Consider the following 22,014-nt stretch of genomic DNA (forward strand, 5'->3'; position numbering starts at 1 on the left):
CATGGTATCTCTCGCATCCCAGGGCATAAGTGACTCCATAAACGGGTTCTTATGCCTCAGTTGTAAGTGTCTACCATGTCCCCGAACAAGCGTTCACTATGTCTCCGGACCGTACAAGGGAGAGGGCAGGGGTGAGGGGGAGAAGGGCGCACCGTCTTTACGCTTCTTCCACCGCCACGCGCATTGCTGCCAGCGCGGTGCGTGCCGCTTTGAGTACCTGTTCACACTGTTCAATCGTCAGTGTTAACGGCGGTTCAATACGAATAGTTTTCGAGTTGTTGAGTGTCCCGGCAACCAGTACTCGCTGGCGGAACATCTCGCTCGCAAACGTATAGCCGATTTCGTTATCCACAAACTCGATAGCCATCAGCATCCCTCTGCCGCGTGCATCCTGCACCAGATCCGGGTATTCACGCGCCAGCAGGCGGAAGCCGTCTAGCAGCATGTCACCTTTCTGCTCTGCCTGTGCCGGTAAGTTCTCTTCCAGCAGCACGTTGATGGTCGCCAGCGCGGCCGCACAGGCCAGCGGGTTACCGCCAAACGTGGTGGTATGCAGGAAAGGATTATCGAACAGGACGGAGAAGACCTCTTCGGTCGCGATAGTCGCGCCGATCGGCATCACGCCGCCGCCGAGCGCTTTCGCAAGACATAAAATGTCCGGCTGGACGTTCTCGTGCTCGCAGGCGAACATCTTGCCCGTACGGCCCATCCCGGTCTGCACTTCATCAAAGATAAGCAGCGCGCCAAACTCATCACACAGCTTACGCACGGCCGGCAGATAACCCTGCGGTGGCAGGATAACGCCGCCTTCGCCCTGAATTGGCTCAAGGATCACCGCAGCGACATCATCGCCGGTTTTATGACATTCACTGAGCAGGGTACGCATGGCCTCGATATCGCCAAACGGCACATGACGGAAGCCCGGCAGCAATGGCATAAACGGTTTGCGGAAGGTCGATTTCGCCGTCGCAGACAACGCACCCAGGGATTTACCGTGGAACGCGCCGCTGGTCGCGACAAAGGTAAATTTGCCCCGTGGCGACTGATACGCTTTAGCGAGCTTTAATGCCGCTTCGACGGATTCCGTGCCGCTGTTGCTAAAGAAGCTGTATTTGAGTTTGCCTGGGGCTAATGCCGCCAGCGTTTTTGCCAGCATCGCCCGCAATGGGTCGAGAAGCTCCTGGCTATGCAGAGGTTGTTTTGCGAGTTGATTCTGTACGGCGGAAACCACTACTGGATTACGGTGCCCCACATTGAAGATACCAAACCCACCCAGACAATCTAAAAATTCCTGTCCCTGGGTGTCGACAAGCGTATTCAAACTTCCCGCTTGCCACTCTACGGCTCCGTAATCCCCGCCGGCAGTAACAGATTTTCGATACTCTAAAAACCCCGGATTGACATGCTCTTTAAAGTATTCTCGTACCTCTCGGTTTAATTCTTTCATCTCCTCATGATCAAGCTTTCGTTTCTCTATGAGGTTCAGTGCGTGTGCGCTGCAGGCAAGAGCCGATGCGCTGGAAGGTAATCTGTTCAAAATATGCTCCCGGGGCTCGCGTATCACATGATACTGATTTAAGTATTGCAGGGATTGCGCCACATCGAAGCCGTAAATGAAAATCGGGATAAACACCAGGGGAAAATGCATTTGTACGAGATTAGATCCCGGATCTTACCCTTTGTTACGCTCTGAAATAGAGGAAAAGAAAACGCGCATTGAGCGTTTTTTAAGCGAAATGCACCATGGTAGTGCGATTGCCGCCTCATTTTCGCGCAGCGATAAATCAGGAAAATTTGGTAGTTTCAAGGCGTTACTATATAAATCAGCAGCTTAAAAACATACAAATAGTGCGGTTTAATCGCAAATTGCGATCTAAATCAAATTTAACAACTAAAGATAAATTCATTATCGCCGAAATAACATTCGATAAAATTTTTAACAGCCGAATAACTTGCAAAGGATGCTTATCATGTCTGCTCCGCCGTTTGTCACGCAACGGGAATACACCCTTGATGCTGACACCACCCTGATGTCGACCACCGATTTGCAAAGCTATATCACCCACGCCAATGACACTTTTTCGCAGGTAAGCGGCTTTGAGCTGGACGAACTGATCGGCCAGCCGCACAACCTGGTTCGCCACCCGGATATGCCGAAAGCCGCCTTTGCGGACATGTGGTACACCCTGAAACAGGGCGAACCCTGGAGCGGTATTGTTAAAAACCGCCGTCGGAATGGCGATCATTACTGGGTACGGGCTAACGCTGCGCCAATGGTGCGTAACGGAAAAGTGACGGGCTATATGTCCATTCGTACCCGCGCCACCCAGGAAGAAATTGCCGCTGTCACACCTTTATATAAAGCCATTCAGGAAGGGCGAGCTAAAAAGCGGATCCATAAAGGGCTGGTGGTTAGCCGGGGCTGGCTGGGTAAGCTGCCCTCTCTGCCATTACGCTGGCGGACACGCGGGGTGATGGCGCTCTTATGGATGGTGCTGGCGGCTGGCCTGTGGCTTTCCGGGAATGGTCCGGCGACGATTTTGTTGAGTGCCGCGATCTTGCTGTTGGGCTGTGCCTGCCTCGAATGGCAAATTGTGCGTCCGGTTGAGGAAGTCGCCCGTCAGGCCCTCAGCGTGGCGACCGGTGAACGTAACAGCGTGACGCATCTGAAACGTAGCGACGAACTGGGTCTTACTCTGCGGTCCGTTGGGCAGTTGGGGTTAATGTGTCGCTGGCTGATTCACGATGTTTCCGGTCAGGTGAGTAGCGTGCGCAGCGGTAGCGAAACGCTGGCAAAAGGTAACGACGATCTGAACGAGCGTACTCGGCAGACCGTCGTCAATGTGCAGCAGACCGTTGCCACGATGAGCCAGATGGCCGCCTCGGTGCAAAATAATTCCCATACCGCGACAGAGGCTGACAAACTCTCCAGCTCCGCCAGTAGCGCGGCGGCGAATGGAGGAAAAGCGATGGAAACGGTGGTGAAAACGATGGACGAAATTGCTGACAGTACGCAGCGCATCGGTTCAATCACCGCATTGATTAATGACATCGCTTTTCAGACCAACATTCTGGCGCTCAATGCCGCAGTGGAGGCCGCCCGTGCAGGTGAACAGGGCAAAGGTTTTGCGGTGGTGGCCGGGGAGGTTCGCCACCTTGCCAGCCGTAGCGCCAGTGCGGCAAATGATATTCGCAAGTTAATTGATGCCAGCGCCAGCAAAGTGCAATCGGGCTATGAACAGGTCCATGCGGCAGGCAGGACAATGGACAATATCGTCACTCAGGTTCAAAACGTGACCTCCCTGATTGGCCAGATTAGCCAGTCGACTTCTGAACAGGCGCAAGGGCTGTCAGAACTGACGCATGCCGTGGCAGAGCTGGATACCATCGCGCAAAAAAATGCCGGGCTGGTAGCCGAAAACGCCAATATTTCTTCAATGGTAAAACACCGCGCCAGCCGTTTGCAGGACGCCGTTTCCGTGCTTCATTAATTTCTCTCCCTCTCTATTCAAAGAGAGGGAATTTTCTCTTTAATATATATTTAACCTTATGTTTTATGTGCTTATATTGTGCATTCTAATTTGTTCTATTTATATTTATAAAATGTTAAATTAATATTAAATATAGTTTCTTTTTTGATCAATTATATTCTATTTAATTTAACTTGTTATTCTGATTAAAAGACAATTAAGTGGCGTTAATATACGTTGCGCAACTTCTTCCCTCAGAACATATAACGATCGATAGATCTCAATTAATAGCTGATAACTATCAGAATAATCACAACTGAAATAAAAAAACGATCAATCTCATAAAGTTAGCGCAGCGGTTACCGATAACATGCAGTGGAGATATTATTTCTGGCGTCTCTTTTAAAGCAATACATCTAACTCTTTGTTGAAAAGGGTTTTTTCGCAAAATTATAATCATGTGCATGGGGGAATATATGTTTTTACATGATGTAAAAATTGGTGCGAAATTATTTTTCGCGTTCGGATTTTTTATTGTCTTGATGGTAGCCAGCTCCGCTCTTTCACTGTTCAGTCTGAATCGTGCTAATAATGGAATGCAGGATATTATTCACAATGATTATCCGACCACCGTAAAAGCCAATCAACTCATCGATAACTTCCAGAGCTTTGTCAGTACGCAGCAACTTATGTTACTGGACACGGATGGCAAATGGCAGGCAGAGACCGAGAAGCAGCTCGGCGAAATTAGTTCCCGCGTAACGGTTCTTCTGGACGATCTGACAAAAAACCTCCATGACAGCGAATCGCAAAAAATCCTCGCCGAGATTAAAGATATCCGTCAGCAATTTCTGGACTCGCGTTTTCGTATTCTGGAAGACGTGAAGAAGGATGATCATTCGGCGGCTATTACTGAAATGATGACCAAAATGGTGCCAATCCAAAAAGCCTACAAAGAGAAAGTGCTGGCCCTGATTGCTATCCAGGATGCGCAGATGCGTCATGGTAGTGAGCAGGTTCAAAGCGATTTCAGCACCAACCGTTTACTGCTGATTGCCCTGGCTATTATCAGTATCGGCGTGGGTACGCTTTTGGGATGGGTGATAGTGCGCGCCATTACTCGCCCGCTGCGTGAAGCGGTGACGTTTGCCGAGGCGATTGCCAGCGGTGATTTAACCCGCACTATCCACTCCGACTATCGTGATGAGACCGGTATCCTGCTGCGTGCTTTGATGGAGATGAAAACCCGCCTGGTGGACATTGTTCAGGAAGTGCAGTTTGGCTCGGCCAGTATCTCAAGCGCCGCGGCGCAAATTGTGGCCGGAAACCAGGATCTGGCGGCCCGCACAGAGGAGCAGGCCAGCTCTGTCGAACAGACTGCATCGTCCATGGAGCAGATTACCGCGACCGTGAAAAACACGGCCGATCACACCACCGAAGCCACCAGCCTGTCTGCGGATGCGGCCAATGTGGTTAAAAACAATGGCGAGATGATGAAACAGGTCACCGAGAAGATGCGTGTGATCAATGAGACCTCCAACCGCATGTCTGACATCATCAATCTGATTGACGCCATCGCTTTCCAGACCAATATCCTGGCGCTAAACGCGGCAGTGGAAGCGGCACGTGCAGGCGAGCATGGTCGTGGCTTTGCGGTTGTGGCTGGTGAAGTGCGTCAACTGGCGCAAAAGAGTGCCGCATCTGCCAATGAAATCCGCCAGCTTATTGAAAATTCCACCAGCCAGACCCGTGAAGGCATGGCACTGGTGGAAAAAGCCAGCAGTTTGATCAACGGCATGGTGAGCAACGTTCAGGAGATGGATGTGATCCTGCGTGAGATTGGCCAGGCAAGCCGCGAGCAGACCGACGGTATTTCGCAAATCAATAGCGCTATCGGGCTGATTGATTCCACCACGCAACAGAACTCAAGCCTGGTGGAAGAGTCTGTTGCGGCGGCGGCAGCGCTTAATGAGCAGGCGACGCACCTGCGCGAGCTGGTGCAAGTTTTCCGCCTGCGTGAAGACGGGGCGATGGCTTAATCCAGTTGAGAGATATCCAGCGCCGCCCGGTCGATAATACCGATAATTTGTTTTAACTGGGCGGCGCTGATCTCTGACTGGTTAACTTTCAAATCCAGCACCGCCTTGAAGTTTTCCAGCGCGCGCTTCATTTGCGGATCTTTTCGTAACTGATAACCCACGCTTCGCGCCTTGATTCGCGCCTGAATATGTTGCAGGTGCTCGCTATTTTCGGCAAGCCACGCCTGACCTTGCGAGGTAATGGCTATCTTTTTACGTCCGCCGTCTTCCTCGTGAATAATAATAAGCTGCTGATCCTGCAAGAGATCCAGCGTCGGGTAAATCACACCCGGACTGGGGGTGTAATTTCCCTGGGTCAGGGTTTCGATCTCTTTAATCAACTCATAACCATGGCTGGCATTACGGGTCAGGATATCCAGGATAACCAGGCGTAATTCGCCGTGGCCGAAAAAGCGCTGACGGCGTCCGCCGCCGCGCCCATGATGGGCTTCGCCGTGGTGGCCGCGGTGATGTTCCCCGCGACGCCCGGCGGGACACTCGTTATCGTGACCCTGCTGGCATTCTTCATCGAACGCATTGTGATGATGTCGCATGTTGTGCTCCTTGATGAATTTGATATATCTAATTTATATCTAAAATTGAAAATATGACAAGCCTGGTTCTGTTTATTTTTATAATTAATTGATTTTGATGGTTTTTAATTTTCTTTTTTGCAGGTTGTGCGTTTCTGATTTTATGTATCTAAAAAATGCTTGCCATCTTAATAAACAGCAATCATTATCATTTAAAAATCAATTTAGATATATCGTATTCAATTTCACGAAGGCCGATTATGACAATCAAACAACAACGTTATCCGCAGCGTGTACGCAATGAGTTGCGTTTTCGCGAGTTGACCGTGTTACGCGTCGAGCGCGTGGGTGCCGGGTTTCAGCGCATTGTGCTGGGCGGCGAGGCGCTGGAGGGGTTTACCTCTCGCGGGTTCGACGACCATACCAAAGTCTTTTTCCCACAGCCGGGTAGCGCGTTTACGCCTCCACAGGTAACCGATGAGGGTATCGTTTGGGCAGAGGGTCCACGCCCTGCAACGCGTGATTACACACCGCTGTATGATGAGCGTCGCCAGGAGCTGGCGATCGATTTCTTTATTCATGAAGGTGGTGTGGCAAGCACCTGGGCGATGCAGGCCCGGGCAGGCGACAAGCTGACCATCGGCGGACCGCGTGGATCGCTGGTGGTGCCGGAAGATTATGCCTGGCAGTTGTATGTGTGCGATGAGTCCGGAATGCCGGCGTTGCGTCGTCGGCTGGAAGGGTTAAACCGCCTGGCGGTGCGCCCGGAAGTCAAAGCGGTGGTCACCGTAGGGGACGCCTCGTACAAAGATTATTTTGCCCATTTGAGTGATTACAACATTGATTGGGTGATTGGCCATGACGGGCAGACGGTGGTGGAAAAGCTGGCGCCGGTTGCTGTGCCGCCGGAAGACTATTTTATCTGGCTGACGGGCGAGGGTGCGGTAGTGAAAGCGTTGCTGGATCACTATGCGACTGACACTATCGACCAGCAACGGGTTCGTGGTCAGGCTTATTGGCATAAGAAGTAGTTCGCTGCAGTTCCCCTTTACCCGTTCACGTGTTCGGAGGTTCCATTTCGCCATGAACATAAGGTGAACGGAACCCACCTCCTGAGCTGCATATTCCCCTCACCCTGGCCCTCTCCCCAAAGAGGAGAGGGGACCGTTCGTGCTCGCATTTTTGTGGGGATTCCTCAGGCCAGAGGGAGGGGGAGAAAACCGGTCGTAGATACTGTAAACGTCTTCAACCTTGTTAGCCACGACTGACTCTTTTTGCCGCATGACAACCACAGCGACATTTTTGCTTCCCTGGCGCAGAGCGTGCAGCGAGGGGGTTGAGTCCCCGCTGAAATCGGTGAGACGAAGACCCGATGACAAGGGCAGGCCGCCAGGGATGGCGGACTGAGGTTTGTCGAGACAGGACGTCGAGTCAAACCGACCGCAGGCAGCGGGGCGGGAGGCGAACGCAGTGCGAAGCACCGATTTTTTGCGGGGCCGCGGGGATTGTAAAGGGGAACGCGGTGTTCCCCTTTACCCGTTCACGTGTTCGGAGGTTCCATTTCGCCATGAACATAAGGTGAACGGAACCCACCTCCTGAGCTGCATATTCCCCTCACCCTGGCTCTCTCCCCAAAGAGGAGAGGGGACCGTTCGTGCTCGCATTTTGTGGGGATTCCTCAGCCCCAGGGAAGAGGGAGAAAACCGGTTGTAGCACGGATAAGGCGCCTGCGCCGCATCCGGGAGGTTGCGGATTATGCCACTTCGTCGTATTCGGCTTCGCTCACCTGCTGCTCCAGAGATTGACGAATCTCGGCAAGGGCTTTCTCTTGCTGGCGGAAATACCCTTCCTGATCGGTCAGTGACGATACCAGTTGCCACGACTCCTCTTTCTCCAGCGCATTCAGCTCATCGATCAGACTGGCAATATGCTGCTTCACCTCATGAATACGCTGGCGCAGGCGGGCAAGATCGTTAAGACGATCGCTGGCCATTAACGGCTCCAGCCCTTTTTGCAGGCGGGTTAACAAAAGGCGAATTGCCCCCAGATCGCCGCGCTGTCTGGCCTGATTCAACTGAACCATCATGGCATGCGCCTCTTCTTTAAAGGCGTCGTCCACCAAATCCGGGTGGCAAAGTTTACTGGCCTGGCGCCACAAGCGTTTCAGCTCAACGCGCTCATCCGGTGACATCTTCTGCTCGAAGCCAAAACGCTGTTCGGCATCGTGCTGTTGTTCCTGGTAATCTTCATACTCCTGGCGCGCTTCATCCCGCGCCTGACGCGCCGGTTCATCTTCACGCGTTAAGCCTTGCTCCAGTTCCTGCGCTTCGGCCAGCAAAGAGGCGATCAGCGCATTCTGCTGCTGCAAATGCTTACGCGCTTCCGCCGCCTGCGGGGACTGTGGCGGAAAACTTTGCCAGCGGCGGGTAAGGGTGACAAGCACCTCCACCGCCTGCGACAGATATTTCTGGCAGCGAAGATAATCGGCCTCACGACGATGCGCTTCGGCTTCCTGGCGACGCACGGCGGCTTCGGCGAGGATCTTACGCAGGCGCAGGATCTGTGACATCAGTGGCCCAAGACGGGTGAGGTACAGATCGTTGAAATCATCCAGCAACTGAATGCGGGTGTTACGTTTATCAATTAACTCACGCAACTGCTCTTCCAGCGCTTTCAGTTCCAGTTTGCTGGCGGCAACCTGTGGATCCTGCCACTGCACCACTGAACGTTGGCTCTGCAGCCAGGCATTGATAGTGCGCAACGCATCGGAAAAGTTTTTCTCTTCAAGCGCCCATACGATGAACGCCAGTTCACTGTCGGTGACTTCGTTTTTTAGAAAAGGAAGCTGGCTCTGAATAATGCCTTCATCTTCCAGTTCAATGGCGTACTTAATGATCTCAAGCCGTTTTATGGGTTTGTTCATGGTCTTTCGCTAAGGCGCTTAAAGATTGAGTTAATGGTAGTTGGTAATGATCAAACACGAAATAAGCTCATTGTCGTACCCGCAGCCGCTGCGTTCAACCCTGAAAGATTAGCATCAGTTCAGCTAAGCAGATATGGCTGAAATCATAATACAGGTCACAAGTTACAGGCGTTAGCATTCCTGAAAGAAATACTTCCCCGGTACGTTTTTTCCCCACTTCCCGGCTGTTTCATATTCACCTTATCAAGTGATTTAGCTCTCATATTTTCATGAAACCGGTTGCATGGCTGCTTGTCCAGGTTAGCATGAAACCGGTTTCATTCATTGCATGACTCAGTTACCGAAAATAAAAGGTAGAAAAAAGATGGCTGTTATTCGGGATTACAATAAGTTAGCAAGTGATATCCTCCGGGAAGTCGGAGGGGAAGAGAACATCAACAGCTTTACCCGTTGCGCCACGCGTTTACGTCTGGTCCTTAATGAAACGCCCGCTGATGCGAAACGTCTGGTGCAAAGCCTGCCTGGGGTCATTGCGGTGGTGGAAAGCGGTGGACAGTTTCAGGTGGTGATCGGTACCCACGTGGCCGACGTCTTCAACGCGATGTCAGGTCTGGTAAAAGAGAATGGCTCCATAAGCAGCGCCCCGAAAAAAACGCGTAAGCTTGACGCGGTGATTGCCACCATGTCGGCAGTGTTCGCGCCGATTGTCTACATTCTGGCGGCGGCAGGTATTCTGCAAGGGCTGCTGATTGTTGTCAGTCTGATAGATGCCGATATCAAAACCACCGGCACTTTCGCCGTGCTCAACTTTATGTCCTGGACGCCGTTTGCCTTCCTGCCGGTTTTTATCGCCATTACGGCGGCGCGCCATTTCAAATGTAACCCGTTTATCGCGGTTCTCTGCTGTTGTGCGCTGATTAGCCCTGACTGGGCTGCGCTGGCGGGGCGTATTGCTGGCGGGGAGAGCATCAATTTCCTTTTCTTCCCGCTTTCTAAAACGGTGTATACCTCCTCGGTTTTGCCACCGCTGTTCCTGGTGTGGGCGCTCTCCTGGTTCGAACGCCGGGTAGAAAAGTGGATCCCGGACGTGGTCAGCCCACTCTTTACGCCGTTGATCTGTTTCGTTGTCATCGTGCCGCTGACCCTGATTGTGATTGGCCCCATTACCACCTGGGCGGCAATGGGGGTGGCAAATGGCTATAACGCGCTCTTCCACGCAGCACCGGCCGTTGCGGCGGCGGTGATTGGCGGCGTGTGGCAGATTATTGTTATCTTCGGGGTTCACTGGGGGATTACGCCGGTTATCATGGCCAATTTTGACACCCAGGGTTACGACTCCTTCCAGGCTTACCAGACCATTGCGGTTATTGGTCAGATGGCGGCGGTGTTTGGCGTGTTCCTGAAAACCCGCAATACCCAGTTAAAAGCGACCTCAATGTCTGCCGGGATCACGGCGATTTTTGGTATCACCGAACCGGCGATTTACGGTGTGACGCTGCGTTTTAAAAAGCCGTTTATTTGCGGCTGTATCGGCGGGGCGATGGGTGCGGTCGTCGCCAGTCTCTTCGGTAGCCTGTACTACGCGTATGCCGCGTTGCCTGGCTTGTTTACCCTGGTCAATGCTATCAGTCCGAATGCGCCGATGTCGTTTATCGGCGAACTGGTAGGGGCCGGAACCTGTATCGTGCTGACGATCGTGATGGTGCAGTTCGTGGGCTTTGAAGATCCGGCAAACGAAGAGGAAACGAAACCGGCAACACCTGTCAAAGCGCAAGCGACGTCAAATACCGCTGTGGCCAGTGCAGTGAAGATGCTTAGCCCCTTAAAAGGGGAAGTGGTGGCGCTGGAGAGCGTGGCAGATGAAGCCTTTGCCGGTAAAGCGCTTGGCGATGGTATTGCCATCAAGCCCGAAGAAGGCAAAGTCGTGGCACCGTGTGACGCGACGGTGGCGACCGTGATCGCATCACATCATGCCATTGGGTTATTGTGCGATAATGGAGCAGAGTTATTGATCCATGTTGGGTTAAATACCGTCAACCTGCAGGGGCAGCATTTCCGTCCGTTGGTGAAAGAGGGGGATGTGGTCAAAGCGGGTACGCCTCTTCTTGAATTCGACAAAGCCAGCATCGAACGCGAAGGCTATGATCTGACAACCCCGGTTCTGGTGGTTAACAGTGAAGATTTCACGCTGACAAAGCACCAGCTTGATGGCGCGATTGGTATGGGGGCGCCACTGATGTCTCTCGCATAAGGAGGCGCGGGCGCACGAACATGGTGTCAACGGCGTCACGACGTAACCCGTCGGGCTTCGCGAGTCGCACTCTTTTGCAGCATGTTTCTGAGCCGGATGTTTCTGGCTCAGTGTGAGCCACCCATTGATTGAGGTTTTCTTATGGTAACGATACTGGACGTCGCCAGAATGGCAGGAGTGTCAAAGGCGACGGTATCGCGCGCGCTAAACGGTAAGGTGTTTGTCCGGGAAGAGGTGAAGGCCAGAATTTTACAGGCCGTTGCTGATACCGGTTATCGGCCAAACCAACTGGCGCGCAATCTTGCTAATAACAAAACGAATTCGATTGGGCTGGTTATCACTAACGGGTTGTACAACGGCCCGTTCTTCTCAAGCATGGTTTATCAGGCGGCGACGCGCAGTGAAGGTCACAGCCGTCAACTGGTGCTTGCAGACGGGAAACACAGCGCTCAGGACGAGCGCGATGCGATTGGTTTGCTCCTCGAGCTTCGCTGTGAAGCCATCATGATCTACCCCAAATATCTGTCGGTCAGTGAGCTGGATGACATCATTGACGGCAACCAGACTCCGATAGTTGTCATTAATCGTGAACTTATCAGAAACCGAAACCGCTGCGTGTTTACCGATCATCGCCGCAGCAGCGAGGAGATGGTGGAACATTTGCTGGCGCAGGGGCATACCCGGATTGCATTTGTGGCGGGCGTATGTGGTTCGCCGACCGGTGAACGCCGTTTACGCGGCTACCGCGATGCGTTGCGAAAAGCGGGTATCAGCCCCGATCCGCAACTGGTAGTGCGGGGCGGCTGGAGCACCGAAAGCGGTTATGAGGCGGGACGCCAGTTGCTGGCGCTCAATATTCCGTTCACCTGCGTGCTGGCCGCCAATGACGATATGGCCATTGGTCTGGCGAAAGCGTTTCAGGATGCGGGGAAATCGGTGCCGGGAGAGATCTCGTTGGCCGGGTTCGATGATTCGGTGATTGGTAAGTACTACACGCCTTCTTTGACAACTATCCACGTCCCGATGGACGAAATGATCCGTGATGCGGTCGAAATTTTACTGCATCCCGACGCAAAAAACGTGTTTTCCCATCAGGGAACCCTGGTGAGCCGGGATTCAGTTGCCCGACGCGTTGACGCGGAGTGAACATTCACACGTCATAAGGCGAAGCGTGATGTTGTACGCAAGAGCGCATGCTGTTGTGGGCTGGGTGGCGACCATTGCCTGCTGTTTTATGTATATCTCGTATATACCGTTGATTCTGGATAATTTGCACGGGGTGAAAACTAACCCGCTACAACCGCTGGCCGCCGCCGTGAACTGCGTGTTGTGGGTGACGTACGGTTTACTGAGTGAAAGGAAAAACTGGCCGATTGTGATAGCCAATTCGCCCGGTATTGTGCTCGGACTGATTACCTTTAGCACTGGCTTATAGCCATCAGCTTAAAAAAAGCCGCCATGCGTTACGCACTGGCGGCTTTTTTGTCCTTATTGGCCCGATCGTATGCGCATTCCGCGAGACAGTGTTGCGATACGCTGCGTGCGACCGTAGAGCACGAATAAAATAAATCCGCGACCGTTAAGCACATAGCGGCAGGCCAGCATGATGAGCAGTGCCACCAGCATGATGACCGCATGATGCGTCTGCCCATCCAGCACGGTAAACATCAGCAGCAGCGCACTCAGCACGGTAAGGACGCCATGCACCAGGCCATACCAGGCCAGCCCGGATGTTTTACCGCGTGCAATCATATAGGTGGCGGTCAGGTTGCTGAAAATAAACAGGATTGCGGGCAGGAAGAAGATAAGCGCCCTGACTGGCGGTGTCTGTTTTGGCAGCATCGCCATCAGCGTCAGTAAATTACAGGCGAAGGCTAACAGGAACAACAACAGCACAAACGCCAAAGGAAATCCGTTCTGCCGGGGCAGTTCAGACGGCGGTTTATCAAACCAGCGCTCCAGTTCGGGCGTTGAATGTTGCAACAGACTGTTATCGCCACGGGCGATAACCTGTTCCATCTCCCTTCCATGGGCCAGCAGATCACAAAAAAGCCAACCGGAAATTAGCGTGGCCAGGCGCATTACAGTACCGCCAGTGACTGAATGGTGCCCACAATATAGCGGCCTGTTTTGGGAATATTGCCCGGCGAGGCGACGACACCGCTCACTGCGCTTCCCGCCAGCGCCGCCGCACTGGTCACCAGGTTACCCAGTTGCCGGGCGAGCTCCACCTGCACCGGCTCGACCGGGAAGCGTTTAGGATAAATGCCTGCGCGGATAAGGGCTTTGATTTCTTTATTACTGATGCCAGGGTTTTGCAGCTTGATGATGAGCTCCGTCAGGCGTTTGCGATCCTGGCGGGGGTACTCTTTCAGCCACTGAGACGCCTTTAACGACGAAACGGATTTCATTGCGCGCCACGTCGTGACCACCTCTTTCAGTACGCCACCTGCGCTTGCCAGCGAGATAAGATCGAGCGCGGTAGAGGTGGCGTTATACCAGCCTTGCGAATCCAGCCAGGCCACATCTTCGCCGCCATTCTCCACCAGGTCATATAAACGGTAGAGGCCGTTGATGCATTGCAGACCCGTGGCAGCGGCGCCGGCATAGCCCAGGGCGACCAGCGCGCCGCTGGCTCCTGCAGTGAGCGGGACTGCGGCGCCCGCGGTGGCCATCACCCCGGCGGTAATGATCATTGCGCCGCAGGAGAGGACGGTTGAGGCGATTTCCGGACCGAGAGAGGTTGCGGAGACGGCGTCGGTCAACGATTTACCCACCGTGGTTTTTGACCCTTGTGCGGGAGGCTTTGTCACAACCACATGCGTTACGATGCCGCTTTGTCCATTCGGGTGACGTTTGCTGGGGCGCACCAAGTACCGCTCCGTGCCATCGGCATAGATAATTCCAGCCTGCGCAAAATCACGTGTACAGTCCATCGCTGCGCCAAGCGCATCGAAATTGAAATCTGTCGCACCTTTACCGCTAAAGCGCGCAAAATCATAGCCAGGCATATTTGCTTCGGGGTTGAGTCCGGGCAGCGTCATTTTTCATTCCTTGTAATGATGAGTACAGAAGTATTAATCCAGGATTTTTCCTGGACTCCCAGGGCTAACAAACAGATGTTTTTTCCGGTGTACAGGTTTATTTCGCCGCACACTATTCAGGCCAGACGAAGAAAATAGCTAAATATCATGTACTGTCTGGCGCAACTGAAAACATGCAGATTTTTCATAACCTTCTGATTTAATTGTTCTCTTTCTGGTTTTTATCTTGCCGTTTTTGCTGGCGAATGGTAAAGGAAACCTTGAGATTCCTTATTTTAGACAGCGAACAGGCAAAGTTCACCCCGCCAAAAAATGGGCTTTTATCCTTTCAGCGTGATGAGATGGGGTATTTTCTATATGAATAATTTCGAGGTGAAATTAAGATGCGGCAATCTATTTAGCAACGGAAAAACACTTTTTTAGCGGCATTAACATAACTGCAAATGCAGATGCGCAGTAAGCCTATTCCGGGCGGGATTGGGGGCTAATTCTCAAAATAGACAAAACGCTCACGCCGCCACGTTTTCACCGCTGGCGGCCTGGTGCATTGTGCATTACCTTAGAGCCGAAAATTATTCTCGCATTTGAAAAGGAGTCAGGTTCGATGTCTGATCAACACATAATGAAAGCCATGTTCACACAGCAGCGAATTCAGATCATGCATTTGGGTAAGCATCATAAGGAATATACCGACGCGTACATCTTTGCCTGGGAGTCCGGTGTTTATCCGTTTTTGCATGATTTGGGTGGCGAACATCAGTATCTTCCCCATGAATTATATGGCGACTTTTTTGAGGTCAGCGCACAGAAGGGCGCATCCATTTATGAACGTCTTAACCGGGCATGGGCAGATGAAGAGGATAATTTAACGTATAGCAGACTGGAGTCTGACCTGATGGGCATTGGCAGTTCGCGTGAATGGCGTCCCGATGAGGTAATGAATGTATGTCGCTATCTTTTCCTGACGGGCTGTTTTGACGACGTATTCTGGAAGGCGCTGTGCAAGCCAACGGCAGATTCATCATGGGTTGAGTTCGTGCGGGACGCGTACAGCCGGGAGCATGATACGGCGTTTATGTGAGCAGATAAGGGGCAATGAAGAGCACATTGAATGAAGTGTGGGTTATCACGGAAAGAGGGCTGTCAGAATATAACCGTGAACCCCCGCACGAGCCATTGAACATCTTATACCAGACGAATATCGACTCAAATCGTGATCGCAACCAGTGCCAGCTACACTAATACCAGCGGTTATACTTGATATAAAAAAATGAGACGATAATAAGCCACATAAAGGTCAGTATCCCAAAATAATCAGGTATAAATCTCGCGAAGATATATGCCCCTGCCACAATAAGGGCCAAAGGGATTAAATAGATATATGACTGTAAAAACCATAAAATTGCCTGCTTCATTTTTTTAATAACTCATATCAAGCTTTACCGATCATGATAGTCCCTCTACTTCATACCCGCCTGGCGATAGTCAGGTGGAGGACTAACTTACCTGATATTTCAGCATACTTGTAAGCCTTATAAGAGCATTGTGTTGTATGTACCCTTCCTGAGGACTGTACTGGCCGTTACCACAATGACTGGCGTGGGCTAACGCGCTAAAGTCCCGGCCCCTGGTCAATGAGGAAAAGTCTTTGCGCTTGTGTGGCACGTCATCGAGCAGAAAAACGTCACATGTGAAGCTGATTTTGGGGCCAGGTAACAGATTTGACCATCAATTGCAGACTCTTCGCCATTTCAGGTCATAGTGAAGAGGTGATTATTAGATGGTTAATTTAAGGATACGAATATGCCAACAGTAATTGAGAAAGCATTGGACTTTATTGGCGGTATGAACACATCAGCCTCAACACCACATTCCATGGATGAGAGTACAGTGAAGGGGATGTTTAAGTATCTGAAAGAGCTTGGTGTTCCAGCTCACGCCGAGGAGATTATCGCGCGAGGGGAGCGGGAAGGATGGCACCCGGAGTTCACAAAAAAAGTGGCGGGATGGGCGGATAAAATCGAGTCCGCTGACCGTGTTGTGATTAAAAACCCTGAATACTTTACTTCGTATATGAAGGAAGAGCTGCGCGCGCGGGTGAACGTCGAGTTTGACCCGGCAAGTTAGGCGCATTTCAGTTCGCTTCTCACATGGATTTTAATACGACAAAGGGCCTCTGTTTTCACTTAGGCCCTTGAATTTGGTGGCCCCTGCTGGTGTAAGTATCCGCATAATCGTGCCATTCACATTTAGAGATCTTCCGGCATACTCAATCTGCCAACGAAGGAGCATTTTAGCTGTAATAAATGCGGTGCTAATACCTGCGATTATATTTGATATAAAAATAAGAGACGATAATAAACCATAAAAAAGTAAGTATCCCTGAATAGCTGGGAATGAATTGAATAAACAAAAATGCCCCGGAAAGAATGAGTGCGATGGGTACTAAGTGAGAGTGAGCTCCCCACAAGAATAATAATAATTTCTTCATCTTTTCAATATTTCATATAAAGCGTCGCCAATGACTTCCTCGTTGTTCCTGCCAGACTCTACTTCATAGATTATTTTAGACATTTGAAGTTCAATAAGAAAGTATAGCATTTCCAGCTTTTCTCGATAAAGTAATTGGTAATATTCCGCATCCTGAAATTTCAGTTTATTTGCTGCTAATGCAGCTATCTGAACTTTAGCATACAATGCCGTAGCTTTCACAAACCAAGTGGACATTTAATTTACTTTCTTAATATAAGATTCCTGAAAATCAGTGCTACTTACAATCAATTTAGCAATTGTCAGAGAAAGAGCTAGTTTGCTTGAACGATCAGCAGCTTCATATGCTTTCTCTCCGATTTTCTGCTTTATATAGGACACCAGCGTATTACTTTTCTCATCTCCCAGACGCTTGAATGTTTTTTGGAAATAGAGTTGAACCATATCAAGAACGACATCATTTCTTTTGTATATTTCTAACAAAGATAAATACAAGCGTTTATCTTCACTCCATTGCTCATGGCACGTACTCCCGTAGTACTCGTCAGGCACTAAGCAGGAGCCATAGTTAATAAGCCGTTGACTGCCAAGTTTAACGTTTGCGAGGTCTCCATATGACTGGCGTGGATCTCCCTTAACGCTTTAGTTAAAGCAAATGCCATCCTTCTATCTGACGGAGTTTTCAATTTAAGATAGTTTTCTGCCATTTCCATTTGCCTTGTTGTAACATTAATGTTTAATGATTGATCATGGTCGCTCACACGGGCAACGTTACGAATGAAAAAAAATCGAAAAATCCTTATTTATGTTTTAGCGGCAATTATTTCTTTTCTAATAATTCCTGAGGTCATCTTAAGGAAGGTTCCGAATGACATACTTGCCAGACTTAGCGATTTTACAAGTTTGGGTGGTTTATTCAGTCCATTCCTCTCGGCGATGATTTTCATTGGTCTGTCATCCATCTTTATCGGAATTATTGGCGTGTATGTCGTTGGGAAAGTTTATTGTGCTTTAACTCAGGTTAAGCATGAGTGAAACAGTTAGTTGATAATCGATCACAATTTACGGGCCAGGCAGGGAATGCTATGAAAAAATATGGAAACACGGTAATTAGTTTTTTGGTCGTGATTATTTTCTTTCTAACTATCCCGGAAATAGTGATACGTGTAATGACGCCTAAGCAATTCGCACGGCTGAGCGATTTCACAAGCCTCGGTGGGCTTTTCAGTCATACTCTCTCGGTGCTGATTTTTCTTGGATTGATGTCTGCGTTGCTCGGTGTGCTTACCATTTTCTTAATAAAAAAAATTTACTGGCGTTTATCCCTGTCCAGCCGTTAATCAATACCTAATAATCTTGCTTCCACTTCATTCCATACCCTCGCTGGCTGACTGAAAACTGATCCTATCCGGGGATGTTGCAGCGGGATGAAGAGTGTAGGGAGCAATTCCTTACCTGACCCAGATTGCATCCAAAGAAAAAAGAGTCAGACGATTTCTCATCTAACTCCTTGTTTTGTCTGGTGGCCCCTGCTGGGTTTGAACCAGCGACCAAGCGATTATGAGTCGCCTGCTCTAACCACTGAGCTAAGGGGCCGTGGCGGGCAATTATAAAGTAACTTCTCCAGGCGATCCAGCATCAACATTCCATCTGGTTGTTTTATAAACAACGCATTATCAATCCTTTATACTTAAGTTCCGCATCCAACATCGGGGAAATAGATAGCCTCGATATTCTTGTGCCAGGTTGCGCGTTGCTTTCTACAGAATGAATTGCGGCAACCCCTCAGGGAACACATACAACGAGCGGTGGAAGATCAACTGATCCTGTGTGGCTTAGGTTTGGCTTTAAAAGCCGATGGCAGTGGGTAGTATGAGCGACGTTCAAACGGGTGAAGTCTGCTTAAACACAATGATGACTCTTAACTCGCGGTACTCATTGCTCCGTACACTGGAAATTTGGAAGAGAATGCCGCGCAGGTAGACTCCCGAAGACGACAACATTTTGCTATCGATGCGACTCAAACTTGGGAGCTTCGAAAGCTCAGCAGCCTAAACAGAACAACATACAAGATTTATCATGAACCACCCGCACGTGATTGGTGAGGCGCTATAAAACTAATTTTTGCACTAAAGCATCACTACAACTAATGAATGAAATCTATTTTAAATAACCATCAACTTGTCGTTTTTTCAAGTTAGTTGACTAATGAGGTTCTTAATTATTCTTTATCGTAATACGTTAGCTCAATGCATATTCAATGTTAAATGCAATATATTTTGGTTGTAAAAGTGTATAAGTTTGGCAGGCGGAATAAATATTATGAAATATTTTTCATATCAATATTATTCATGAAATAATGAAATCTTTCCAAGTTATTCGGTTTGTGAATTTTAAATATTTTTAACTAACTGATATTAAAAGGTTTTATTTATTTTTTCGAACGAGCTCCTATAGTTATAGAACTTATTAATTAATATCGTTATATTAATAGATTATAACTTATAGGATCTATCCGGATACCTCGCTACATTTATAGCTGATTTGGAAGTTCAGTAAGTTTTTATCAGGAAGATACCCGCAATTTTTATCCTTTTGTCTTTACCTTCCTGTCAGGAATTTCATTCCCAAAATGCGAAAATTCGCCAGGTTAAAAAATTAGCAAGATAACTTTTTAGTTTTATTTATACGCATCCCCGAGCATGCTGGTAGCTAAAGCCAGGGGCGGTAGCGTGTCTCATGACATCAAGGTTACATCACTAATGGCCAGAAGTGGGTTAGAAGTTCAGCAAGCGGCTGTTAAGGCCCTGTTTTTACGCGAGATCAAGACACGATTTGGTAAGTACCGTTTGGGGTATCTGTGGGCGATATTGGAGCCAGCGGCACATTTGCTTGTCCTCATGGTTATTTTTGGTTTCATAATGCACAGAACGATGCCAGATATATCATTTCCCGTATTTCTATTAAATGGCATTATTCCCTATTTTATTTTTACCAATATAACCAATCGCTCGATTGGTGCTATCGAGGCGAATCTGGGATTATTTAACTATCGTCCAGTAAAGCCAATTGATACAATCATTGCCAGAGCATCTCTGGAAACCTTAATATATGCCGCTGTATATTTAATACTTATGGCGATAGTGTGGGTTTTGGGGGAGGAGTATTCAGTAACTAATATTCTTATATTAGTATTTAGTTGGTTTTTATTAATTATATTCTCATGTGGACTGGGTTTGGTTTTCATGGTCCTTGGTAAAACCTTTCCAGAACTTGCAAAATTTTTGCCTATAGTGTTGAAACCTCTATATTTTATTTCATGCATTATGTTTCCAATCCACTCAGTTCCTAAAGAATATTGGCATTATCTTTTATGGAATCCAATTGTTCATGCTATTGAGCTCAGCCGAGAATCTGTTGTCGCCGGATATTTGACCGATGGCGTTAGTTTGGGATATTTAGCTTTGAGCGCAATAATAATGCCTTTCATTGGGTTAGCGTTGTACAGGACACGTGAGGAGGCGATGTTAACATCATGATAAGAATTGAAAATCTCACGAAATCCTACCGCACTCCCCAGGGGCGTCATTATGTCTTTAAAGATTTGAATGTTGAGTTGCCTGGCGGTAAAAGTGTTGCACTGCTTGGACGAAATGGAGCAGGAAAATCAACACTTCTTCGCGTTATAGGAGGCATAGATAGGCCTGATAGTGGCAGTATATATACGAATAAAACAATATCCTGGCCTGTGGGGCTATCTGGTGGTTTTCAGGGCAGCTTAACAGGGCGGGAAAACGTTAAATTTGTTGCACGCTTATATTCTGAGAAATCAGAATTAAAAAATAAAGTTGATTTCGTTGAAGAATTTGCAGAATTAGGTAAATACTTTGATATGCCAATCAAGTCTTATTCCTCAGGGATGAAATCCCGGTTGGGTTTTGGTTTAAGTATGGCTTTTAAATTTGATTACTATCTCGTCGACGAAGTTACAGCAGTAGGTGATGCCAGATTTAAGCAGAAATGCTCAGATCTTTTTAAATCCCGCCATTCTGAATCCAGTTTCTTAATGGTGTCACATAGCTTAAATTCTTTGAAAGAATATTGTGATGTTGCTCTCTTCTTAGGTCGAGATAATGTTGTTCATTATTTCGATAATGTCGAAAATGCAATTAAAAAATATTTGGAAGAAGAAAAGCTTTAGAAGTAAAAAACGGCCATAGTCAAATGCTTACTGCAATAATTCCAATCGATCTAAAACGTAGGTCGAAAGATCTCATCGAAAAAGCGCTAGTGTTAGCCGAGGTTGCTCAGCAATCTAACGTTAAGATAATATTTGGACATAATAACCGTGGAACTCGCTATGATTTTGAATTAATTTCTCGGTTACAGAGATATCCATATGTGCAGATGAATTCTAAAAAAAATGTGTCTGAATATATTAATTCATCTTTGTTACGAAATTTAGCATTTGAACTGGTTGACACGGACTATATAATTTTACTTGATGTGGACATTTATCCAGATTTTGATCTTTTTATAAAGTACAAAGATAAAATTGAAAGATCGATAAGACCATTTTACGTATTACCATGTCTTTATCTTACTGAATATGGGACCACGCTTTTAAGGAAAAAAAAGGTTTCCGTTGAGGGAATGAAGAAAAAATTTTTTGATTTCTCCCGTAAAGAATTTTTGCATCTGGCTAGCCCATCATCAATTACAATTTTGAAATCCGACGATTATAGGATGATAAAAGGGTTTGATGAAAGATTTCGGGGGCATGGATATGAAGATTTTGATTTCCTCATACGATTATATGAATTACATGGCATGTTAAAAAAATTTAATGATTTCACGCTTGATAAAACGGAGAGATCGCCCCTGTTTGCGGTTGGCTTTAGACGATATCTAGGAGAAGCTTGTCTTGAAGTTCTGCTTGAAAAAGATATGGCATTTCATCTCTATCATGAAAAAGACGGCCATGAAGACTATTATTTAGCGCGTCAGGAAAATTATAAAAAACTTATCGAGGCACATTCACATAATGTTAGCGATCAGGAAGAAATAAATTCGACACTACTCGTACCTTTCGTTTCTCTTTGCGTTAATCAGGGCAAGAGTATTCATGATTATGCGATTTTCTTTGATAATAAACCTGGACATATAGATCGATTTGATACATTTAAAAGACGAATCAATTTTCTATTGAATAAGTGAAATTTTAA

General features: G+C 48.4%; 21 protein-coding genes and 1 tRNA gene. 14 read left to right on the forward strand and 8 right to left on the reverse strand.

The window, feature by feature from the left end:
- Positions 1 to 157: 157 nt before the first annotated feature.
- The gene (ygjG, locus tag ABU190_RS16945; protein ID WP_047373471.1) at positions 158 to 1,537 is read right to left on the reverse strand and encodes a putrescine aminotransferase; all 1,380 of its coding nucleotides are present in this window, start codon (positions 1,535 to 1,537) and stop codon (positions 158 to 160) included.
- A gap of 142 nt (positions 1,538 to 1,679) precedes the next feature.
- Here ygjG and ABU190_RS16950 point away from each other — a divergent pair, with 142 nt between their 5' ends.
- The 3 genes from ABU190_RS16950 to ABU190_RS16960 all read left to right on the forward strand — a co-directional run bounded on the left by ABU190_RS16950 (position 1,680) and on the right by ABU190_RS16960 (position 5,509).
- The gene (locus tag ABU190_RS16950; RefSeq protein WP_354691919.1) at positions 1,680 to 1,835 is read left to right on the forward strand and encodes a hypothetical protein; all 156 of its coding nucleotides are present in this window, start codon (positions 1,680 to 1,682) and stop codon (positions 1,833 to 1,835) included.
- A 135-nt stretch (positions 1,836 to 1,970) separates the two neighbouring features.
- The gene (locus ABU190_RS16955; protein WP_354691920.1) at positions 1,971 to 3,491 is read left to right on the forward strand and encodes a methyl-accepting chemotaxis protein; all 1,521 of its coding nucleotides are present in this window, start codon (positions 1,971 to 1,973) and stop codon (positions 3,489 to 3,491) included.
- Positions 3,492 to 3,946: 455 nt separating this feature from the next.
- On the forward strand, positions 3,947 to 5,509 hold the full coding sequence (locus ABU190_RS16960) for a methyl-accepting chemotaxis protein (RefSeq protein ID WP_039078166.1): 1,563 nt from the start codon (positions 3,947 to 3,949) through the stop codon (positions 5,507 to 5,509).
- Here ABU190_RS16960 and ABU190_RS16965 read toward each other — a convergent pair.
- Positions 5,506 to 6,102 (reverse strand): PadR family transcriptional regulator, encoded by a 597-nt coding sequence (locus ABU190_RS16965; protein WP_354691921.1) that lies wholly within the window; start codon positions 6,100 to 6,102, stop codon positions 5,506 to 5,508. The two genes, ABU190_RS16960 and ABU190_RS16965, sit on opposite strands and share 4 nt — an antisense overlap.
- Before the next feature lie 236 nt (positions 6,103 to 6,338).
- Between ABU190_RS16965 and ABU190_RS16970 the strand changes: the two genes are divergently transcribed.
- Positions 6,339 to 7,112, forward strand: a complete 774-nt coding sequence (locus ABU190_RS16970; RefSeq protein WP_354692047.1) for a siderophore-interacting protein — start codon at positions 6,339 to 6,341, stop codon at positions 7,110 to 7,112.
- 722 nt (positions 7,113 to 7,834) lie between these two features.
- Here ABU190_RS16970 and ABU190_RS16975 read toward each other — a convergent pair.
- Positions 7,835 to 9,004, reverse strand: a complete 1,170-nt coding sequence (locus ABU190_RS16975; protein ID WP_039078163.1) for a DNA repair protein — start codon at positions 9,002 to 9,004, stop codon at positions 7,835 to 7,837.
- A gap of 364 nt (positions 9,005 to 9,368) precedes the next feature.
- Here ABU190_RS16975 and ABU190_RS16980 point away from each other — a divergent pair, with 364 nt between their 5' ends.
- The 3 genes from ABU190_RS16980 to ABU190_RS16990 all read left to right on the forward strand — a co-directional run bounded on the left by ABU190_RS16980 (position 9,369) and on the right by ABU190_RS16990 (position 12,690).
- Complete coding sequence (locus tag ABU190_RS16980) at positions 9,369 to 11,255, forward strand: beta-glucoside-specific PTS transporter subunit IIABC (RefSeq protein WP_354691922.1); 1,887 nt, start codon at positions 9,369 to 9,371, stop codon at positions 11,253 to 11,255.
- A 141-nt stretch (positions 11,256 to 11,396) separates the two neighbouring features.
- Positions 11,397 to 12,401, forward strand: a complete 1,005-nt coding sequence (locus ABU190_RS16985) for a LacI family DNA-binding transcriptional regulator (RefSeq protein WP_354691923.1) — start codon at positions 11,397 to 11,399, stop codon at positions 12,399 to 12,401.
- 28 nt (positions 12,402 to 12,429) lie between these two features.
- Entirely contained in the window at positions 12,430 to 12,690 is a 261-nt protein-coding gene (locus ABU190_RS16990) for a hypothetical protein (RefSeq protein ID WP_079497083.1), read from the forward strand.
- Between the two features lie 53 nt (positions 12,691 to 12,743).
- Here ABU190_RS16990 and ABU190_RS16995 read toward each other — a convergent pair whose 3' ends face one another.
- Positions 12,744 to 13,274 (reverse strand): hypothetical protein, encoded by a 531-nt coding sequence (locus ABU190_RS16995; protein WP_354691924.1) that lies wholly within the window; start codon positions 13,272 to 13,274, stop codon positions 12,744 to 12,746.
- 62 nt (positions 13,275 to 13,336) lie between these two features.
- Entirely contained in the window at positions 13,337 to 14,299 is a 963-nt protein-coding gene (locus tag ABU190_RS17000; protein ID WP_039078159.1) for a hypothetical protein, read from the reverse strand.
- Between the two features lie 604 nt (positions 14,300 to 14,903).
- Between ABU190_RS17000 and ABU190_RS17005 the strand changes: the two genes are divergently transcribed.
- Together ABU190_RS17005 and ABU190_RS17010 are read left to right on the forward strand one after the other, a co-directional pair.
- Positions 14,904 to 15,380, forward strand: a complete 477-nt coding sequence (locus tag ABU190_RS17005) for a hypothetical protein (protein WP_354691925.1) — start codon at positions 14,904 to 14,906, stop codon at positions 15,378 to 15,380.
- 722 nt (positions 15,381 to 16,102) lie between these two features.
- A complete protein-coding gene (locus ABU190_RS17010) occupies positions 16,103 to 16,426 on the forward strand; it encodes a DUF1889 family protein (protein ID WP_039078157.1) in 324 nt (107 codons plus the stop codon).
- A 360-nt stretch (positions 16,427 to 16,786) separates the two neighbouring features.
- On the opposite strand, the gene ABU190_RS17015 is transcribed toward ABU190_RS17010, so the two are convergent.
- Together ABU190_RS17015 and ABU190_RS17020 are read right to left on the reverse strand one after the other, a co-directional pair.
- Positions 16,787 to 17,026, reverse strand: coding sequence for a hypothetical protein (locus tag ABU190_RS17015; RefSeq protein ID WP_354691926.1), 240 nt, complete (start codon positions 17,024 to 17,026; stop codon positions 16,787 to 16,789).
- Positions 17,027 to 17,341 (reverse strand): hypothetical protein, encoded by a 315-nt coding sequence (locus tag ABU190_RS17020; RefSeq protein WP_354691927.1) that lies wholly within the window; start codon positions 17,339 to 17,341, stop codon positions 17,027 to 17,029.
- Between the two features lie 225 nt (positions 17,342 to 17,566).
- Here ABU190_RS17020 and ABU190_RS17025 point away from each other — a divergent pair, with 225 nt between their 5' ends.
- Positions 17,567 to 17,824, forward strand: coding sequence for a hypothetical protein (locus ABU190_RS17025; protein ID WP_354691928.1), 258 nt, complete (start codon positions 17,567 to 17,569; stop codon positions 17,822 to 17,824).
- A complete protein-coding gene (locus tag ABU190_RS17030) occupies positions 17,821 to 18,129 on the forward strand; it encodes a hypothetical protein (protein WP_354691929.1) in 309 nt (102 codons plus the stop codon). Before ABU190_RS17025 ends, ABU190_RS17030 begins: the two co-directional genes overlap by 4 nt.
- 180 nt (positions 18,130 to 18,309) lie before the next feature.
- On the opposite strand, the gene ABU190_RS17035 is transcribed toward ABU190_RS17030, so the two are convergent.
- Positions 18,310 to 18,385 (reverse strand) — tRNA-Ile (locus tag ABU190_RS17035).
- Between the two features lie 1,166 nt (positions 18,386 to 19,551).
- On the opposite strand from ABU190_RS17035, the gene ABU190_RS17040 reads away from it, so the two are divergent.
- From ABU190_RS17040 to ABU190_RS17050, 3 genes are read left to right on the forward strand one after another with little or no spacing between them, the layout of a single operon-like run.
- The gene (locus tag ABU190_RS17040) at positions 19,552 to 20,328 is read left to right on the forward strand and encodes an ABC transporter permease (protein WP_354692048.1); all 777 of its coding nucleotides are present in this window, start codon (positions 19,552 to 19,554) and stop codon (positions 20,326 to 20,328) included.
- Entirely contained in the window at positions 20,325 to 20,990 is a 666-nt protein-coding gene (locus tag ABU190_RS17045; protein WP_079497085.1) for an ABC transporter ATP-binding protein, read from the forward strand. Before ABU190_RS17040 ends, ABU190_RS17045 begins: the two co-directional genes overlap by 4 nt.
- Positions 20,991 to 21,013: 23 nt before the next feature.
- Positions 21,014 to 22,006, forward strand: coding sequence for a galactosyltransferase-related protein (locus ABU190_RS17050; RefSeq protein WP_079497086.1), 993 nt, complete (start codon positions 21,014 to 21,016; stop codon positions 22,004 to 22,006).
- Positions 22,007 to 22,014: the final 8 nt, after the last annotated feature.

It is taken from the genome of Phytobacter sp. RSE-02 (assembly GCF_040578655.1).
Lineage (GTDB): Bacteria > Pseudomonadota > Gammaproteobacteria > Enterobacterales > Enterobacteriaceae > Phytobacter > Phytobacter diazotrophicus.

What these genes read in the sequence shown, in the direction of transcription:
- ABU190_RS16955 (WP_354691920.1), top strand. Translation starts at nt 1,971, where the DNA reads ATGTCTGCTCCGCCGTTTGTCACGCAACGGGAATACACCCTTGATGCT.
- ABU190_RS16960 (WP_039078166.1), top strand. Translation starts at nt 3,947, where the DNA reads ATGTTTTTACATGATGTAAAAATTGGTGCGAAATTATTTTTCGCGTTC.
- ABU190_RS16965 (WP_354691921.1), bottom strand. Translation starts at nt 6,102, where the DNA reads ATGCGACATCATCACAATGCGTTCGATGAAGAATGCCAGCAGGGTCAC.
- ABU190_RS16975 (WP_039078163.1), bottom strand. Translation starts at nt 9,004, where the DNA reads ATGAACAAACCCATAAAACGGCTTGAGATCATTAAGTACGCCATTGAA.
- ABU190_RS16980 (WP_354691922.1), top strand. Translation starts at nt 9,369, where the DNA reads ATGGCTGTTATTCGGGATTACAATAAGTTAGCAAGTGATATCCTCCGG.
- ABU190_RS16985 (WP_354691923.1), top strand. Translation starts at nt 11,397, where the DNA reads ATGGTAACGATACTGGACGTCGCCAGAATGGCAGGAGTGTCAAAGGCG.
- ABU190_RS16990 (WP_079497083.1), top strand. Translation starts at nt 12,430, where the DNA reads ATGTTGTACGCAAGAGCGCATGCTGTTGTGGGCTGGGTGGCGACCATT.
- ABU190_RS16995 (WP_354691924.1), bottom strand. Translation starts at nt 13,274, where the DNA reads ATGGAACAGGTTATCGCCCGTGGCGATAACAGTCTGTTGCAACATTCA.
- ABU190_RS17000 (WP_039078159.1), bottom strand. Translation starts at nt 14,299, where the DNA reads ATGACGCTGCCCGGACTCAACCCCGAAGCAAATATGCCTGGCTATGAT.
- ABU190_RS17005 (WP_354691925.1), top strand. Translation starts at nt 14,904, where the DNA reads ATGTCTGATCAACACATAATGAAAGCCATGTTCACACAGCAGCGAATT.
- ABU190_RS17010 (WP_039078157.1), top strand. Translation starts at nt 16,103, where the DNA reads ATGCCAACAGTAATTGAGAAAGCATTGGACTTTATTGGCGGTATGAAC.
- ABU190_RS17015 (WP_354691926.1), bottom strand. Translation starts at nt 17,026, where the DNA reads ATGTCCACTTGGTTTGTGAAAGCTACGGCATTGTATGCTAAAGTTCAG.
- ABU190_RS17025 (WP_354691928.1), top strand. Translation starts at nt 17,567, where the DNA reads ATGAAAAAAAATCGAAAAATCCTTATTTATGTTTTAGCGGCAATTATT.
- ABU190_RS17040 (WP_354692048.1), top strand. Translation starts at nt 19,552, where the DNA reads ATGGCCAGAAGTGGGTTAGAAGTTCAGCAAGCGGCTGTTAAGGCCCTG.
- ABU190_RS17045 (WP_079497085.1), top strand. Translation starts at nt 20,325, where the DNA reads ATGATAAGAATTGAAAATCTCACGAAATCCTACCGCACTCCCCAGGGG.
- ABU190_RS17050 (WP_079497086.1), top strand. Translation starts at nt 21,014, where the DNA reads ATGCTTACTGCAATAATTCCAATCGATCTAAAACGTAGGTCGAAAGAT.